Genomic DNA, 17283 nt, shown 5'->3' with positions numbered 1-17283 from the left:
GTTTTTAAAGCGCGGTTCTTATTGACCGGCGCGTTCCAGCATGGCGTGAAGCAGCACGTTGGCCCCCGCCTCGATCCATTCCTCCGATGCATCCTCGATCTCGTTGTGGCTGATGCCATCGACGCAAGGCACGAAGACCATCGATGTCGGCGCGACCTTCGACAGATAGCACGCGTCGTGTCCCGCGCCCGACACCATGTTGCGATGTGCGTAGCCAAAGCGCTCGGCGGCCGCGCGTACCGATGCGACGCAAGCGGTATCGAACGCGATGGGCGCGTAGTAGAAAATCTGCTCGAGTTGCGTTTCAAGGCCGATCCCGCTCGCGATCTTTTCCACGCCTTCACGCAACGCGGCGTCCATCTTTGCGAGCACGGCGTCGTCGGGATGACGGAAATCGACTGTGAAGAACACGCGCCCGGGAATCACGTTGCGCGAGTTCGGATGCACTTGCATCATGCCGACAGTGGCGCATGCGAGCGGCGCGTTGTCGAGTCCAATACGGTTCACAAGCTCGACCACGCGTGAAGCGCCGAGCAACGCATCGCGACGGCGCGGCATTGGCGTAGGACCCGCGTGCGCTTCCTGCCCCGTCAGCGTGATCTCGTACCAGCGCTGGCCTTGTGCGTCGGTAACCACGCCGATCGTCATGTTTTCCGCTTCGAGAATCGGCCCCTGTTCGATATGCAATTCAAACGCCGCATGCAGCTTGCGGCCTCCGCAAGGTTCGTCGCCGGCATAACCAATCCGTTTCAGTTCCTCGCCGATCGTCTTGCCATCCACGTCCTTGCGCGACAGGCCGTACTCCAGCGTGAACTCGCCCGCGAACACGCCGGACGCCACCATGGCCGGCGCGAAACGCGAGCCTTCTTCATTCGTCCAGATCACGACTTCGACCGGATGCTCGGTTTCGATCCCGCGATCGTTCAATGTCCTGATCACTTCGATACCACCGAGCACGCCATAGATGCCATCAAAGCGTCCACCCGTCGGCTGCGAGTCCGCGTGCGATCCCGTGACGACCGGCGCCGCGTCCGGGTTGCGGCCCGCGCGCCGCATGAAGACATTGCCCATCTGATCGATGGTCACCGTGCAGCCGGCTTCTTTCGCCCAGCCCACGATCAAGTCGCGGCCTTCCCGGTCGAGATCCGTGAGGGCAAGACGGCACACGCCCCCCTTCGGCGTTGCGCCGATCTTCGCCATCGTCATGAGGCTTTCCCAAAGGCGTTTGCCATTGATCCGGATCGACGTATCCAGTGCTGAATCGGTTACCGCGTTCATGTCGCGTTCTCCTTGGGTATTGCTTCGAATGTGGGGTTATCACCGATACGAATCTGGTGCATCGACGTCGGCCTTGGGGCGCTCCTGCACGTATCAAGTGCAGCTTGCGCGTCTCTTTAAGCCGAGTCCAATATCCTGTTTGCCGCCGCTTCGCAAATCCTGTCCAACTGGACAGGTTGTAGCCGATTAATATTTGCAAATCAACGTCTTTCGGGGTTTCCGATAGTTCGAAAGACAGAGCGAGAAGCGTGCCATTGCAATGCAGCAGAGCCACGTTGTAGCGGCGAAATGCGCTCAGCAGCACGAGCATCAAACCGAATAGAATGAGTCGCGCAGCGCCATTCGAGGATAACGATGAGAGTCGACGAAGCGACAACCGAGGCAGTGAAGGACGACGTGGCGCCCGCTCCATTGCGGCGGCGCAAGGCGCACATTCGCGAGACCAACGAAGCGCATCTTCTCGCGTGCGCCGAGGCGGTATTCGCCGAACGCGGACTCGAAGGCGCAAGCACGGCGATGATCGCGGAGCGCGCCGGCTTGCCGAAAGCCAACTTGCATTACTACTTCCCGACCAAGCTCGCGCTGTACAGAAGAGTGCTCGAAGATCTGTTCGATGACTGGCATCGGGCAGCCGATACGTTCGAGACCAGCGATGATCCGGTCGAAGCCATCAGCGGTTACGTCCGCACGAAAATGGAGTTATCGCGCCGCCGGCCGCTCGGCTCGAAAGTCTGGGCAAGCGAGATCATTCACGGCGCTGTCCATATGCAGGACATCCTGACCGAGCGCGTCAAACCATGGCTCGAAACGCGGGTCGTGGTGATCGACCAATGGGTCGCGCGCGGGTTGCTCGCCCCAATCGACGCACAAACGTTGCTGTTCATGATCTGGGCCACGACCCAACACTACGCGGATTTCGATGCGCAGATTCGCGCGCTGAAGGGCAAGCGGGCGTTATCGCAGAAGGCCTTCGATACCGCCACCGAAGAAGTCGTCAAGCTCGTGATCCGCGCATGCGGCGCGAAATCGCCGAGTTGATTCAGCAGACCAAGCTAAACGGGCCAAATGCAAAAAACTCGCCGGCCGCGTTCGTGCGGAGGGCGAGTTTTTTTGTGTGGCGCGTGGCGCCCGTTACCAGGTGCAGCGCCGCTTCCCTGCTGGTCGAACCAAGCGACTAGCTTAGTGACCGAAGAACACCGAACCCGGGGTGTTTTGCGCCGGAGCCGAACCGCGAACGCCGACTGCCGAAGTGCCGCTCGTTGACGGACCATACGACGTCGTAGCCTGGTTCTGCGCATCCACGCGCGCTTCTGCGGCCTGGATGTTAGCCGGGTAGGTGGTCTGGTCGCCCGCCGGGTTGTAGCCGGCCTTTTCCAGTTGAACCAACTGCGCTTTCACTTCGGCGCGCGTAACCGGACCATTGCTGTCGCTCGATTGAGCGAAAGCGAACGTCGGAGCAGCAAGTGCCGACACGATAACAACTGCGGGAATAAGTGACTTGAACATGGTGAAACCTCCAGTATTTTGTTTGTCGTCTCGAAACGGTTTCAGAGATCAATCAGCGTTTTCTGAATTCGTTTCGGATGTAAGAAGTCTATGCTTCCGACACTGGAGGGAAAACCCTTATTTACGCGAAACATCATTGTTCGTTTCGCAATAATAGAGAGCAAGTTTCAGAACTGGGCGCCGTGAAGGCCTGATTTAAGGTACTTATTACCTTTAAACACTAATTACGCGTGCACGGGCAGGTACACGGCGCGCTGAAAATGGCAGTAATGTCATATTCGACAACAATCCCATCGACTCCGCAGCAAAGCCGCCAAAATTCTAGAAGTGTCCGGTGAACTGGTAGCGGTCACCGGGATGCCAAAGATTCGCGACCGATGCCACCGCGTCCCGCGACCAGGTCCGCCGATGCAGCATGAGACAAGGCGCGCCGCTTTTCATCGATAACGCCAGGCCAGTTTCATCGTCTGGAAGCGCCGCCTCGATCCGATATTCCACCCGCTGCAAGGGCGCCGCGACCATCAGGTATTGATTCGGCGTGATCCGCGTGAAATCCTGCCGGGCATATTCCGGCGCCAGTGCGGGATTGACCCAGCGTTCTTCCAGTTGAATAGGCAAGTCGTTTTCGAAATGCAGTACGCGCGAATGGAAGACGGGACTGCCTTCGGTGAGCTGCATTTCCAGCGCGAGGCGTTCGTCGAGTACAGATGCCCCGAGGTGCATTACCTCTGCCCGATGCGCATGGCCGCGCCCGATGATCTCGTCGGAGATGCTGCGAATTTCGACCAGCGTCGATGCATATTTAGGCTGCGCGACGAAGGTGCCGGCGCCTTGCACGCGCGTCAGGATCTGCTCGGCGGTCAGCTCGCGCAGCGCGCGATTGACGGTCATTCGGGCGACCTTGAAGTCACGCGCGAGCTCGTTTTCGGACGGCACCTGATCGCCCTCCTTCCACTCGCCCGCATGAATGCGCTTGAGAATGTGATCCTTGATTTCCTGATACGCGGGCGTACTCATGCTGTAGTTGCAGCGTCCATGTGGGCATTTCCTGTCTATACAAGTAGCGGCCCAGTCTAAACAAACAAAAGCGCCACAACAAGGGCGGGAATCACCCTAACTTCAAAGTTTTTTGCATTGCTCGGCTCGGTTGTCTATACCGGATCGAGGCGTTTCTGCATTTTAAAATTGGTCAGCCGCGCGCCCCGCATGTCAACGACCTAGGTCCGGACAACTTCAAAACCGCGCGCTTCGAAGATCGCCATGTGTTTCAGCGCGTAAGCGACACCACCGTCGCAATGCCCAGGATGGTCATCACAACCGATGCCGCCACGTGGATCACGGCCTCGCCCGCGGCCCATCCATAACGCCCTTGCTGCAAATGCGCGACGATTTCAGCGGAGAACGTCGAGAAGGTGGACAGCCCGCCCATCAGGCCGGTAATAACAAAAAGGCGCCACTCCATCGATATCCCCGGAAAGCGCGCGAACCACGCCACCGCAATGCCGATCACATACCCGGCGATCACGTTCGCCGCGAGCGTCCCGAGCGGGAGATTGGGATACACCGCGTTCAGGCGCAGGCCGAGGAACCATCGAAACAGGGAACCAAGCGCGCCGCCAATGCCTACAGCCAGAATCGACAGATACATGAGGAAATGATTTAGAGGACGCGGGGTTACACAAGGGCGTAATAATAGATGAAGCAATTCATCACGCGCACCTTAATGCACAATACGGGTCGCCAACCCAACCGTTTTTGCCGCATGAATCTCGACACCATCCTCGACACCTTGCAACAGCACTACCCCACGCACCACTGGGCGCAGTTCGCGCTCGGCATGTTGCTGCTCGTGCTGGCCGCGCTCTTTGCACAATGGGTCGTCGCGCGGATCGTGCTGTATTTCGCGCATCGGTTGCTCGTGCTGACCGAACACGATGCCTGGGATAAAGCGCTCGTCCGTCATCGCGCGTATCACCAGCTTTGGTACGCAGTGCCGTTTGCGGCGGTCGCGATCGGTATCGGCGAAGTGCCGTACATCGGTCATATCGCGGAGCTGATCGAGCGGCTCGCGCACGCGGGCGCCTGGATCTGCGTGTTCTTCGCAATGGGCGGCGCGCTCAGCGCCTGGCAGGACGTGTACGCGGCGAGCATGCAGGCGCAAACGCGCTCGATCAAAGGCTATATCCAGATCGGCAAGCTCGCGCTTGCATTGATCTGCGGTGTGCTGGTGCTGTCGATTGTGATCGATCGATCGCCGCTCTGGATGTTGTCCGGTCTCGGTGCGCTTTCCGCTGTCCTGCTGCTCGTGTTCAAGGACACGTTGCTGTCGCTGGTGGCGAGCACGCAACTGACATCGAACGACATGCTGCGCATTGGCGACTGGATCGAGATGCCGCAATCGAACGCCGACGGTTTCGTGAAGGACATCGCGCTGCACACGGTGAAGGTGCAGAACTGGGACAACACGGTGACGACCGTACCCACGTACAAGCTCTTTTCGGAAAGCTATCGCAATTACCGGCAAATGTTTGAATCGGGCGGGCGGCGCATCAAGCGGACGCTGCGGATCGATGCCACCTGCGTGCGTTTTCTCACCGACGAAGAAACCGCGCACCTGAAGCAATTCCGGCTGCTGCACGATTATCTGGAAGAAAAGCAGATCGAAGTCGAGCTGGCCAACAAGAACCTCGGCGAACTCGCGAGTGAGCCCGCAAACCGCCGGCGGCTGACGAACATCGGCACGTTTCGCGCGTACGGGCTGGCGTATTTGCAGCGTCATCCGGAGATCCGGCAAGACATGTCGATGATGGTTCGCATGATGGAGCCGCAATCGGAAGGCATTCCTGTCGAGGTGTATTGCTTCACCGCGGTCACCGCATGGACACAATACGAACGCATTCAGGGCGACGTGTTCGACCACCTGCTCGCGATCCTTCCGGAGATGGGCTTGCGCTTGTATCAGGCGCCGTCCGGCGCGGACATGAGCGGACTGGTGGGCGCGCGCATCGGCACTCAGACGGGCAACGCCATCGTGAGTCACAGCGCGAGTCAAAGCCTGATGGGCAACGCGGACAACGGCCGTCTGCGCGGTGAACTGCCGACGGTATAAAGAAAAACCGGCTGGAGAAGCAGGCAAGAATCCGCGATTATTATGTATTCACGCGAACCGTCCGGATCCTTAAAGTGTGAACCTTGCCGGCATTCCTTTTGACGTTTTGAAGTATCGAAGGAATCACGCCGGTCAACGCATTCATCGCTTCTACAGGAAAACTCCCGTGACCGATCGCGTTCATGCCATGCGTGTTTTCATCCGTGTCGTCGATACCAACAGTTTCTCCCGCGCCGCCGAGTCCCTCGGCATGCCGCGCGCAACTGTCTCCACGACCATTCAGCAACTCGAGGCGCTGCTCGGCGTGCAATTGCTTGCACGCACCACACGGCGTCTCAATCTCACCGCCGAAGGCGCCGCGTGCTACGAGCGCTGTGTGCGCATTCTCGCGGATATCGATGATCTCGAATCGGGCTTTCATGGCCGCGAGGACAGATTGCGCGGGCGCCTGCGCATCGAGATGCCCGATACCGTCGCGACCTCGCTGGTCGTGCCCGCGCTGCCGGATTTTCATGCGCGTTATCCGCATATCGAGTTATCGATCGGCGTGAGCAACCGCGCCGTCGATCTGGTCGGCGAAGGCGTGGATTGCAGCGTGCAGCTCGGCGAACTGCCGGACTCGGGCTTGATCGCGCGGCGGCTCGGCAGCTTCGAGCACGTGACGTGCGCCACGCCCGCCTATCTGGAAGCGCACGGCACGCCGAAGACGCTCGACGACCTCGCGCATCATGTGGCGGTCAATTGTGTATCGATACGAACGGGGCGCCCCTGCGATTTCGATTTTGAAGTCGATGGCGAAGCGGTGGCCGTGAAAATGGCCGGCTTCGTACAAGTCACCGACGAACACGCGTATCTCGCGTGCGGTTTGCAAGGGCTTGGCCTGATCCAGCCACCGCGAATTGCCGCATTGCCGTATCTTCGTTCAGGCGAATTGCGCGAAGTACTGCCGCAATGGAAATCGATGCCCATGAATGTATCGGTGGCATTCGTCAAGACGCGGCAGGCCGCGCCGCGGGTGAGCGCGTTCGTGGACTGGCTCGCGGAACTGTTCGAGCGCACGCAGGAAATGGACGATACGCTCACGCGGCTGTTTCGTACGGCGCGGCGTCCGGCGGCTGCGTCCTCGGCGTCGGCGAGGCCGGTTCAGCCCGTACCCGCGACGCGCGATTCGCGCGAAGAAGACACGCACGAGGACGAGGAAACCACCAGCGAATCATGATCCTCCGCAGGCGCTCACGCCGGTCGCACCGGCTGAGCGGCCTGCTCTCCCACCACCGTATTCCACGTGCGCACTTCCCAGCGCACGACCAGTCCCTCAGTCACATAGGGATCTGCCCGGGCGAATGCCTCGGGCACAGCGGCTGAATCTGCATTGAAGAGCAGCATCGCCCGGTCCACAGGCGCCTCGAGCGCGCCACCCAGCAACAACTCCCCACGCTCGACCGCCTTCCACGCATACGCCAGATGCCGCTCACGGAATGCCGCCCGGCGTTCCATGTAGTCGTTGCTCACTTCGTAAATCAAAAGCAGATGCATGTTCTCGTCTCCTCTTGAGTAGCTGCGCCGGCGCGCGCCGCACGAAACTGCGTCACGTACGCCGGGTGTGCGATCATGGCAGCGTTTTGAACCGGCCGTTCACTCACGGCCTAGAAACGGACATCGAGGGTGCCATAAGCACTCCGGACAGGTGCCTTACTCGATCGCCCAGTCGCCCTTTTCAGTTTCCTCGCGGACCATTGCCGCGCGTGTTTCGCCGTAACTCCCCTTCGACATCCGGCCATATGCCGATCGTCGGAGTCCAACCCACTCGGCGCTCGTTACATCTGGCTCGCCGCCCGCTTCCAAGGGCCCACTTGAACAACTTTGGTTTTGCGCTCGTCGTAGCGCTGCTGCGCGCGCTCGCGCGGCTACCTTATGGCCTGGTCGCGCGCTTCGGCAGCGGACTCGGCGCCCTGCTTTATTGCATTCCCAGTCGCCGAAAACACATCGTGCAGGTCAATCTGCAATTATGTTTCCCCGGTAAGACGGCGGCTGAATACGAACTTCTCGGACGTTCACATTTTCGTCACGTTGTGCGTAGTTACGTCGAGCGCGGCGTGCAGTGGTTTGGAACGGCCAATGCCATTAAAAAACTGGTGAAACTCGAAAGCCGTATCGATCTGGACGATGAAAACGCCCCGCCGACCATCTTCATGGGTTTCCATTTCGTGGCCATTGAAGTGGGCTGCATGCTCTATTCAATGAAACTGCCGATAACCGCGCTCTACACCCCCATGTCCAGCAAGAAGCTGAACACGCTCGCCGTCGAACAACGCGGGCGCTTCGGCGCCGACATGGTCAAGCGTGCGGACAGCGCCCGGCGCATTCTCAAGCTGCTGCGCGGCGGTGGATCGGTCATGCTGGCGGCGGATATGGATCACGGCATCGAAAATTCAGTGTTTGTGCCGTTTTTCGGCGTACCGGCGTGCACGCTGACCTCGGTATCGCGGCTTGCACGCCTTGGCCGCGCGCGCGTTGTGCCGTTCGTGACTGAAGTGCTGCCGAACTACGAGGGCTACAAGATGACGATCTTCGAGCCGCTCGCCGACTACCCGTCGGAAAGCGATGAAACGGATGCCCGCCGCATGAACGAGTTCCTCGAATCGCAAGTGGTGCGGTTTCCGGAACAATATTACTGGGTGCACCGGCGATTCAAGCATCGGCCTGAGGGCGCGCCGGCGGTTTATTAAACCTCGCGCGTCAGTCGGGCTTGCGGAAGTCGTTGTCCACCCAGGCCTGCGCGCTGGTCTTGCTGAACTTGAATCCGGCCGAAACGCGTACTTGCGCCAGCACGGCGCCGAACATGTCGAGCGCCTTCAAGTCCGCGTAGGGATCGTCCTCGTCAGGCACGATATCCAGCGTCACCGTTACATCTTCACCGTTCGCGCGAACCATCACATCTTTGTGAAGCATGGCGTGGCGCTGTTGCTCGTGGCGGCGCAATACTTCGGACGCCGTCTTGATCAGCGTCCGAAATGCGTTCGGATCCAGCGGCTTGGGATTCTTTTTGTCCCGGCCCATGGTCCACGGGCCAGTCAGCGCGGGTTCGGCTTCTCCATCCTTGATCATCTCGACGGCCCAGCCGTCGTCGTCTTCGTTCTTGATCACACGGGCCGTCCAGCCGTCGTCGCGCCACAGGCGCGGCTCATGGATGGTGTTGTCTTCGTCGGCGTGAAGGTCTTGATCTTGGTCTGAATCGGAAACAGTCATGGAGCAGTGTTTGGTTTGATTGGCTTTAGGCGCGGGCATTGCTGGGATGCGTCGCTACGCGGCGTCGATATGACGAATTTTAACTGCAAGAAGCGGCGGCATCGTCGAAAATGCCTGAACGCTGGCCGATCGGTCTACGGCACCTGTGTGCCGGCGTGCCCGGATCTTCCGGGGACAATCGCCAACACTACGGAGGAATCTCTATGCTTTCACTCATCGGCACCATTATCGTCGGCGGCATCATCGGATTGATTGCCCGTGCGATCAAACCCGGCAACGACAGCATGGGCTGGATCATGACAATCGTCCTCGGTATTGCCGGATCGCTGATAGCGGGCTATGCGGGCCGCGCGATGGGGTGGTATCAGGAAGGACAACCGGCGGGCTGGATTGCGTCTGTGATCGGCGCGATCATTCTGCTGGTGATTTGGGGACTGGTGACGAAACGGCGCGCCTGATACGGTTTTCACGCCGCAAAAGGGCTGTTCCGGCGGAAGCTGGAACGGCCCTTTTTTTGGTCAAGCGCTCGTTCCGGACTTCAGGAACAGGACGTGACGCGGGGCGAAATGCGTGTAAAGCGGCAGGATAGCGCCACCCATGGCGCGGGCGTCGGCACCAATCTCGCCCTCCACGAGCCGCGGACGCAGCATGCCTTGCCAGTCGAAGGCATCGAGCGCGGTGTTGGTACGGCTCAAGACTTCTCGCAACAACTCGCGGTCCAGTTCGCCATCGATCACGATTGCATCGAGATCGACCAGCGCCGCCGCCGAAGCAATCGCCGCAGCCAGTGCCGGACATGCATCGTCAAGCCACGCTTCGCACAGCGGCCATAAATCGGCGGACAGTGCGCGCTGGTCGTGGGCGGCGTCGGCGGGAAATCCGGCATCCGTGAAGCGCTTCTCCAGCACGTAGATTGATGCCACGTTCAGCAGTTGTGGCGCGTCCCCGGACCTGACCGGAAACGATCCAACAGCACCCGCATTGCCATTGGGCCCGGCGTGCAGGCGGCCATCGATCACGAGGCCGCCGCCTATGAACGTGCCGATAAAAACATACAAAAAGTCACGTAATCCGCGTCCTTGTCCCATCAGCAATTCGGCGGCGCACGCGGCGGTCGTGTCCTTCGCGAACTCCACGGGCAGCGGCGTGAGCGCCTGGACGCGCGCACGGATATCGATCTCGTTCCAGGCGGCAAAGACGTCCGGCGGGGTATCGAAGAACGTGCGCCAGCCGCCCAGCCACAAGGGCGCCGCCACGCCAATGCCGACCACTTTGCCGGCATTGGCGGCGAGCGTGGTCATCATGGCGTCGAGTTTTTCGGCGAGCAGCGAAAAAACGGTGCGTGGATCGGGATACGCGTAGCCGATGGTTTCGCGCGCATGCACCTGACCGGCGAAATCCATGGTCAGCACATCGAGACTGCGCCGCCCCACTTTCACGCCGATGGAAAACGCCCCGTCCGCTCGCAGCGAGATCGGCACCGACGGCTGCCCCATGCGCCCCTGCACGCGCGTTCTGGGTTCACGGGCGAGCAGGCCGTCGTCGATCAGACGATCCACGATCAGCGACGCCGTCTGCGAACTCAAACGCGTGAGCCGTGCGATATCCGACTTGGGCAGCGGACCATGCACGCGCACCGCCTGCAGCACGATGCGCTCGTTCATCTGCCGCATGCCGGCTGGTTTGGACGCGGCCGTGGCCGTGCTTGCGGCGCTCATCGCTCAGGCAATCGCCTGGACATCGGCCTGCTTGGCGCCCGTCATGATCGCCACCGCTTCAGACATGTGAATGTCACGCGTATTGACCAGCGCCGCGCGGCGCCCGAGCCGTTGAATATGGATGCGGTCCGCGATCTCGAACACGTGCGGCATGTTGTGGCTGATCAGGATTACCGGCAGGCCGCGATCGCGCACCCGCCGGATCAGTTCCAGCACCATGTTCGATTCCTTCACGCCGAGCGCAGCCGTGGGTTCATCGAGGATCACGACATGCCGCGCGAACGCCGCGCTGCGCGCCACCGCAACGCCCTGCCGCTGACCGCCGGAAAGCGTTTCGACCGCTTGTTTCATGGAACGGATGCCGATCTGCAAGCCTTCCATGTGCGCGATCGCTTCCTGCAACATGCGGCGTTTGTCGATCATCTTGAACACCGAACCGAGCACACCCGGGCGTCGCAATTCGCGTCCGAGAAAGAGATTTTCCGCGATACTCATGGCCGGCGCCACTGCGAGATCCTGATAGACAGTCTCGATGCCTTGCGCGCGGGCATCGAGCGGACTGCGGAAATGGACCGGCTTGCCATCGAGCAGGATCTGGCCTTCATCCGGCACGAGGGCGCCCGAAAGCGCCTTGATCAGCGACGATTTTCCCGCGCCGTTATCGCCGATGACCGCCATGATCTCGCCCGGCAGCAGTTCGAAATCGACGCCGTCGAGCGCGGTGACGGAACCATAGCGCTTGATGACGCCGCGCGCTTCCAGCACAAGCTTGCGTGTGTCGTTCATGGCCATTCTCCTTAAGCGCGGGGACGCGCGAGCTTGTCCGCGGCAACCGCGAGAATCACCAGAATGCCGGTGATCAGGATCTGATAAACCGACGACACGCCAATCAGCGTCAGGCCGTTGCGAAACACGCCGACAATCAGCGCGCCCAGCAGGGTGCCAATGATCGTCCCGCGCCCACCGAACAGACTCGTGCCACCTAGAACGACGGCCGTAATGGAATCGAGGTTCTCGGTCTGCCCGGCTTGCGGGTCGCCCACACCGGTTCGCGCCACCGACAGCAACGCGGCAATGCCATAGAAAAATCCCGCGAGCGTATAAACGGTGATCAGGATTTTCTGCGACGAAAGCCCCATCAGCCGCGCCGCTTCGGCGTTGTTCCCGAGTGCATAGAGATGCCGCCCGGGCACGGTATCGCGCAAGACGAACCACACGACGAGATACATCAGCAGGGTCAGCACGGTGCCATACGTGACTTCCGCGCCGCCGAGATGGAACGTCGTGCCGAAGAACATCATGGCGTCAGGCAGATTCGTGACGCTCTCGGCGTTCGAGTAAACCTGCGTGAGCGCGAACGCAATGTTCAGCGTGCCGAGCGTCACGATAAACGCCGGCAACTTGATCTTCGTAATCAATGCACCATTCAGTAATCCGAACAATGCGCTCGCGCCGACGCCGCAGATGATCGCAAGCACGGGCGGTATGCCCAGCGTCACGGCGAACTTGGTCATGATGATGGAGCCGAACGCCATCACCATGCCGCACGACAAATCGATCCCGCCGGTCAGCACGATCAGCGTCTGGCCGATGGCGATAACGGCCACGACCATCGTCTGCTGTAGGATCAGCGAGAGGTTTTGTATCGATAAGAAGCGGTTGCTCTGCCAGATGAAAAACGCGCACGCGATCACGAGCGCGGCGAGCGGACCAATGTCCGTGAGAGATGGCAGACGGTCGGAGAACGTTGCACGCCCGGCCGTGGGAGAGGTGGATTGAGTCATGGATTCGGGACCTCGGCAGCGACATCGAAAGGCGCCTCCATGCAGCGCTCCGGCATCGAGCGCTGCATGCGGCGTGGCAACTTACTTGTTGCCCCAGCAGTTATCCAACCCGAACTTCGTGTCCTTGGCAGTGGAACCCGACACGGGTTTGTCGGTGATCAGCGTCACGCCGGTATCGTGATAGCCCGTCGCCTTCTTGCCCGTCTTCGCGTACTCGATACCGGCCTGCACGCCTTGCGCCGCCATGACGAGCGGATATTGCTGCGAGGTCGCCGCGAAGTTGCCCGACTTCACGTTGCGCACGCCTTCACAACCGCCGTCGATGGACACGATCATCACGCTCTTGTCCTTGCCCGCCGCCTTGAGCGCGCGATACGCGCCCGCTGCGGCCGGTTCGTTGATCGTATAGACGAGGTTGATGTCGGGTACCTTCTGAAGGCAGTTTTCCATCGCCGTCTGACCCTTCGATTGATCTCCGCGCGTGTCCTGGCTACAGACGATCGACGGGTCGCCTTCCTTCACGCCGAAGCCCTGTAGGAAGCCGTTATGGCGCAGCACGCCGACCGATACGCCCGGTGCGAGATCGAGCGTCGCGATTTTCGCAGGCTTGCCGCCAAGCGATGCTTTGGCGTATTCGCCGATCAACACGCCCGCCTTGAAGTTGTCCGTGGCGAAGAGCGCATCAGTTGCGTCTTGCGGTTCCGTGGGGGTATCGAGCGCGATAACGAGGATGCCGGCCGCCCGCGCTTTCTTGAGCGTCGGGACGATGGCCTTCGTATCGCTCGGCGTGATCAGGATGGCCTTGACGCCGGCCGTGATCATGTTTTCCACCGCGGTGACCTGGCTGGCGTTGTCGCCATCGAACTTGCCGCTGGCCGTGATCAGTTTCACGCCGCCCTTGGTGGCGGCCTCTTCGGCGCCCTGCTTCATCTTGACGAAGAACGGGTTGGTCTCGGTCTTGGTGATCAGCCCGATGGCAATCTGATCCGCGGCATACGTTGCGCTTGCGCTAAAGATAGATGCAACGGCCAAGCCAATCAAAGACGCACGTGCGGCGGCACGCCGAAGGTTTTTCATGTCTCGCTCCAATGTTTTTATGGACTCGGCGCTTCGGGAAAGAAGTGCATCGAGCCCGTTCGTCGACTAAATCAATTGACTTTATTTAGTACAGCAGTGCGGGCGGGACAAGTCAAGAAAAGCCGGCTCGAACGTGAGGAGGCGGTGCAGCAATAGAAGCACGCTAAGAGACTGCACGTATTGCCATGGCTTGAGAACGCAGGATGTTGCATTGCGTCTACGTACAAACACTAAGCGTCACATAAAGACCAAAAATTAATTGTTTTCGGCTTTTTCTTCGGGGTATGGTTTACCAGCATTTTTGCCAACCATATGGGTGTCCCGCATCATGAGCGCACTAGAAGCCCTGCACGCCGTTGTCACCAGCGAAGACTCGCCCCAGATCATCCGCGATCACATCGTGGATGCACTGCAATTTGCGCTGCGAAACAAGCCGGGCTTCTTTACGACAAAGGAAGTGCAATGGCTGGCGCAATGGGATGACACACGCATCCCGATTGCGGCAAGCAAGATCTTGAAAGAGATGAAACCAGGTTGAACAAAGGAATGCCGGTGGCTTAATGCAGACCGGCCTTATCAACGAGATCAAACGAAAATGCGAGAGACTTGTCGCTCCCGCCAATCTGGTCGATAAACTCGACCACATCTGGGTCCTTGACGAAACTGGCGGCAGACGCGGCGCTTAAAATAGCCCCGCTCTCCTGCGGCTTCGCAATCAAAAAGCCCTGCACATAATCCACGCCGATTTCTTTCAGCGCGCGAAGCGTGTCGATATCCTCGACCCATTCCGCCACGCTGCGCATTCCAAGATTCCGGGCCAGCGCCACGATAGCCTCGACAATGGCAATGTCCGCCGGATGCGCACACATCGTGCGGATAAACTCACCGTCTATCTTGAGGGCATCGGCGGAAAGATCCTTTAAATACTTGAACGATGTATATCCCGCGCCGAAATCATCGAGCGCGATCTTGCCGCCCATCTCATGGACGCGCGCAATAAACCGTTGCGTATTGCCGAGATCATGCAATGCCACGCTTTCGGTTATCTCAAGACAGAGATACGGCACGACATGCCGGTAACGCGCGAATAGCGCAAAGGCGTCTTCCATGAACTGCTCGTCGTTGAGCGATCCGCCACTCAGATTCACGCAGATAAACCGCGTGCTTTGAAGGGACGCCTGATGCTTCTCGATCCATTCAAGTAGTGTGGTGAGCACCCATTTATCGATAGCCGCGATATTCCCCGACTCTTCCGCTGCGACGATCACCTTGCCTGCGGGCAAGGTCGCGCCATCGGGCGCGCGCATGCGCAACAGCACTTCGAAATTCAGCGACTCTGTTGGGGCGGCCAGCGACATGATCGGCTGCATCACTAGGAACAGCCCAGGCGGCAATCGATTGCGCCCAAGCGTTTCCACGAGCTTCAATTCTTCCGCACGTTCCTCGAACGCGGTTGCACCTTTACGGTACGTCACCATGCGCACGTTCGAGCTTTTCTTGGCCTCGCGGCACGCCCGATCCGCGTGCGAAAGCGCATCCTGCACACGCACGCCATGTGAACATTCGACGAGGCCAACGGACGCCTTGACCTGGAAGGCGCGGTTGCCGACCTGATACGGCGTGTCGCTCAACGCGCTCATCAGTTGCTGGCAACAGTCGACGGCTTCATCTATCGACATGCCGCCCATCACGCAGACGAATTCGTCGCCGCCGATCCGGCCGAACGGAAAGCCCGTCGCGAACAATGCGCGGGTGCGCGTGGCGACCTGCTTCAGGACTTCATCGCCGGCGCGATGCCCGAACAGATCATTCACGAGCTTGAAGCGGTCGAGATCGACATAAGCAAGCGCCCACGACGACGCGTCCTCGCTTTGCGCCGCAATGGCTTTCTCCACGCCGCGCCGGTTGAGCGAACCCGTAAGCGGATCGTGCTCGGCGAGAAATCGCAGCCGTTCGATGGCCTTCGATCTTTCCGTCACATCCTGAAGTGATCCCTCGATCCAGCCATTCGAGCGCGTGGCCTTGAGCAGGAAGCGCCGCTCGCCGCTGCCGCGCGCTTCTGCGCCGCCCATTTCGAGTTCGCCTTCGCTGCCCTTCGATGCCAGCGCCTGCAGCGCCCCCCACGCGCCCGATTCGAAATAGTCGTTCCAGTGCCGAACCTTGTACTCGGCTTTTTGCAACCCGAGCATGGCGCGCAGCGCGGGATTGGCGCGCACGAAGTGGCCGGCGGTATCGAGTGTGAAAAGGCCGATGGGTGTCACGTCATACGTGTTGCGCAATTCCGTCTGCGCCTGCCGGCGATGCTCGCGCTCGGCCCGCATCTGCTCGGCGATCGCGAACGCGGCCATCATGCTCGACGACAACGCCGCCATCACGGTGTTCACGCCCCCGACCAGCAGCTTGATACCGAACGCCGCGCCCATTACTTCGGAGAAGGTCGCGAACAGCACGATCGCAAGCGATCCCACATACCACAGCACGGTGCGCGATCGGGTCAGCCAGACCAGTCGCGCCAGCAGGAAAATCAGCACGAACACGCCAAAGCCGGTAATCACCCACAGTGTCGGGATGAACTTCGAATAAGGCAGCACGATGGCCGCGCCCAGCAGCACGAGCCCGACATACTGGATGATCCTCAAGAGCCATTTGTAGCCGATCACTTTCAGTTCGCGCCGGAACAGCGAGGCGAATAGCGCCGCAGTCAGAAGGTAATACGCGGCGAATGTGAGTTGCCGCAGGCTTTGCATATAGTCCGGCGGGATCACGCGCCCGAGCCATTGCATGTCCCAGCCCATTGCATTGGCGCAAAGCCGCAAGTTGCCGACGAGCCAGACCGCGAAGATCACGTAGGTCCATTCGCGGTTGATCATCGCCGTAACAAAAACAAACACGGCAAGCGTCAGCAGGCCGCCTGCGATCAGTCCTGAACTTTCCTGGAAATCGAGCGCTGCGCGCCGCAATTCGGGACCGCTCCAACCGAGCGCCGTGATCTGCGCCGGACCGGAGAATGTCGCACGGCACAGGACGTTCAAGGGTTGTGCCATATGCCCCAGATGCAGTGCGAACCCCGCTTTCACGGTTGAGAATTCGTTGGTCGTATTCAGGCGATCCGCGGATCCAAGCGGCTGCAAAGTCGATGCAACCCAACACGACAGCGTTTGCGCGTGGCGAGAAGGAAGCTCCGCATAGGTGGATTGCTCCGAACCCATGTTGGGAACGGCGAATTCAAACCAGAAAGGTTTTTCCGAGAGTTGCGTATTGAAGCGGTTTGTTGTGACCGCGCCGGGCATACGCTGTAATGCCGTGGCCGGATCGAGTGTGCCCGTGGGATCTTTCAACACGTGTAAAGGCAGCGTTACACCGCCCTTCGAATCGAATTGCTGCGTACCCCAGACCAGGGTAGCGATAGTGCCGAGTGCAATGAGCGTGGGGACGATATATACAGCGAACGCGTACAGAAACCGGTCGATATTCGACCCGGTATATCCGGACTTGGCCCGCGAAAATAAGGCAACCAGCGCCATACCTGAATTTCCCCCGTGATGCATGACGCAAGCCGCGC

General features: G+C 59.9%; 17 protein-coding genes. 6 read left to right on the top strand and 11 right to left on the bottom strand.

What is annotated here, in order from left to right:
* Positions 1–18: 18 nt before the first annotated feature.
* Positions 19–1278: a Zn-dependent hydrolase gene (locus HB633_RS02500; RefSeq protein WP_213776467.1), complete on the bottom strand. Its 1260-nt coding sequence runs from the start codon at positions 1276–1278 to the stop codon at positions 19–21.
* Between the two features lie 354 nt (positions 1279–1632).
* Here HB633_RS02500 and HB633_RS02495 point away from each other — a divergent pair, with 354 nt between their 5' ends.
* Positions 1633–2316, top strand: a complete 684-nt coding sequence (locus HB633_RS02495) for a TetR/AcrR family transcriptional regulator (RefSeq protein ID WP_213776466.1) — start codon at positions 1633–1635, stop codon at positions 2314–2316.
* Between the two features lie 141 nt (positions 2317–2457).
* Here the strand turns inward: HB633_RS02495 and HB633_RS02490 are convergent, their stop codons facing one another.
* From HB633_RS02490 to crcB, 3 genes are all read right to left on the bottom strand, one after another.
* A complete protein-coding gene (locus HB633_RS02490; protein WP_213776465.1) occupies positions 2458–2784 on the bottom strand; it encodes a DUF4148 domain-containing protein in 327 nt (108 codons plus the stop codon).
* Between the two features lie 321 nt (positions 2785–3105).
* The gene (gene hutC / locus HB633_RS02485; RefSeq protein ID WP_213776464.1) at positions 3106–3801 is read right to left on the bottom strand and encodes a histidine utilization repressor; all 696 of its coding nucleotides are present in this window, start codon (positions 3799–3801) and stop codon (positions 3106–3108) included.
* 250 nt (positions 3802–4051) lie between these two features.
* A complete protein-coding gene (gene crcB, locus HB633_RS02480; protein ID WP_213776463.1) occupies positions 4052–4432 on the bottom strand; it encodes a fluoride efflux transporter CrcB in 381 nt (126 codons plus the stop codon).
* 114 nt (positions 4433–4546) lie between these two features.
* Between crcB and HB633_RS02475 the strand changes: the two genes are divergently transcribed.
* Together HB633_RS02475 and HB633_RS02470 are read left to right on the top strand one after the other, a co-directional pair.
* The gene (locus HB633_RS02475) at positions 4547–5893 is read left to right on the top strand and encodes a mechanosensitive ion channel family protein (protein ID WP_213776462.1); all 1347 of its coding nucleotides are present in this window, start codon (positions 4547–4549) and stop codon (positions 5891–5893) included.
* Between the two features lie 166 nt (positions 5894–6059).
* On the top strand, positions 6060–7112 hold the full coding sequence (locus HB633_RS02470) for a LysR substrate-binding domain-containing protein (protein WP_213776461.1): 1053 nt from the start codon (positions 6060–6062) through the stop codon (positions 7110–7112).
* A 14-nt stretch (positions 7113–7126) separates the two neighbouring features.
* Here HB633_RS02470 and HB633_RS02465 read toward each other — a convergent pair whose 3' ends face one another.
* On the bottom strand, positions 7127–7429 hold the full coding sequence (locus tag HB633_RS02465; protein WP_213776460.1) for a YciI-like protein: 303 nt from the start codon (positions 7427–7429) through the stop codon (positions 7127–7129).
* Positions 7430–7746: 317 nt separating this feature from the next.
* On the opposite strand from HB633_RS02465, the gene HB633_RS02460 reads away from it, so the two are divergent.
* Complete coding sequence (locus HB633_RS02460) at positions 7747–8622, top strand: lipid A biosynthesis lauroyl acyltransferase (protein WP_255580703.1); 876 nt, start codon at positions 7747–7749, stop codon at positions 8620–8622.
* 10 nt (positions 8623–8632) lie between these two features.
* Here HB633_RS02460 and HB633_RS02455 read toward each other — a convergent pair whose 3' ends face one another.
* Positions 8633–9142 (bottom strand): hypothetical protein, encoded by a 510-nt coding sequence (locus tag HB633_RS02455; RefSeq protein WP_213776458.1) that lies wholly within the window; start codon positions 9140–9142, stop codon positions 8633–8635.
* A gap of 203 nt (positions 9143–9345) precedes the next feature.
* On the opposite strand from HB633_RS02455, the gene HB633_RS02450 reads away from it, so the two are divergent.
* The gene (locus tag HB633_RS02450) at positions 9346–9600 is read left to right on the top strand and encodes a GlsB/YeaQ/YmgE family stress response membrane protein (protein WP_213776457.1); all 255 of its coding nucleotides are present in this window, start codon (positions 9346–9348) and stop codon (positions 9598–9600) included.
* Positions 9601–9660: 60 nt separating this feature from the next.
* Here HB633_RS02450 and HB633_RS02445 read toward each other — a convergent pair whose 3' ends face one another.
* From HB633_RS02445 to HB633_RS02430, 4 genes are all read right to left on the bottom strand, one after another.
* The gene (locus tag HB633_RS02445; protein WP_213776456.1) at positions 9661–10860 is read right to left on the bottom strand and encodes an ROK family transcriptional regulator; all 1200 of its coding nucleotides are present in this window, start codon (positions 10858–10860) and stop codon (positions 9661–9663) included.
* A 3-nt stretch (positions 10861–10863) separates the two neighbouring features.
* Positions 10864–11646 (bottom strand): ATP-binding cassette domain-containing protein, encoded by a 783-nt coding sequence (locus HB633_RS02440; RefSeq protein WP_172812020.1) that lies wholly within the window; start codon positions 11644–11646, stop codon positions 10864–10866.
* An 11-nt stretch (positions 11647–11657) separates the two neighbouring features.
* On the bottom strand, positions 11658–12644 hold the full coding sequence (locus HB633_RS02435) for an ABC transporter permease (RefSeq protein ID WP_213776455.1): 987 nt from the start codon (positions 12642–12644) through the stop codon (positions 11658–11660).
* A gap of 81 nt (positions 12645–12725) precedes the next feature.
* Positions 12726–13721: a sugar ABC transporter substrate-binding protein gene (locus HB633_RS02430; RefSeq protein ID WP_213776454.1), complete on the bottom strand. Its 996-nt coding sequence runs from the start codon at positions 13719–13721 to the stop codon at positions 12726–12728.
* Positions 13722–14049: 328 nt separating this feature from the next.
* On the opposite strand from HB633_RS02430, the gene HB633_RS02425 reads away from it, so the two are divergent.
* The gene (locus HB633_RS02425) at positions 14050–14259 is read left to right on the top strand and encodes a hypothetical protein (RefSeq protein ID WP_213776453.1); all 210 of its coding nucleotides are present in this window, start codon (positions 14050–14052) and stop codon (positions 14257–14259) included.
* Between the two features lie 19 nt (positions 14260–14278).
* Here HB633_RS02425 and HB633_RS02420 read toward each other — a convergent pair whose 3' ends face one another.
* On the bottom strand, positions 14279–17245 hold the full coding sequence (locus HB633_RS02420) for an EAL domain-containing protein (RefSeq protein ID WP_213776452.1): 2967 nt from the start codon (positions 17243–17245) through the stop codon (positions 14279–14281).
* Positions 17246–17283 lie beyond the last annotated feature (38 nt).

The sequence above is a fragment of the Caballeronia sp. dw_276 genome, assembly GCF_018449635.1.
GTDB lineage: Bacteria > Pseudomonadota > Gammaproteobacteria > Burkholderiales > Burkholderiaceae > Caballeronia.
The sequence above is the reverse complement of the archived record's forward strand: the minus strand, read 5'-3'. Positions and strand labels throughout refer to the sequence as shown.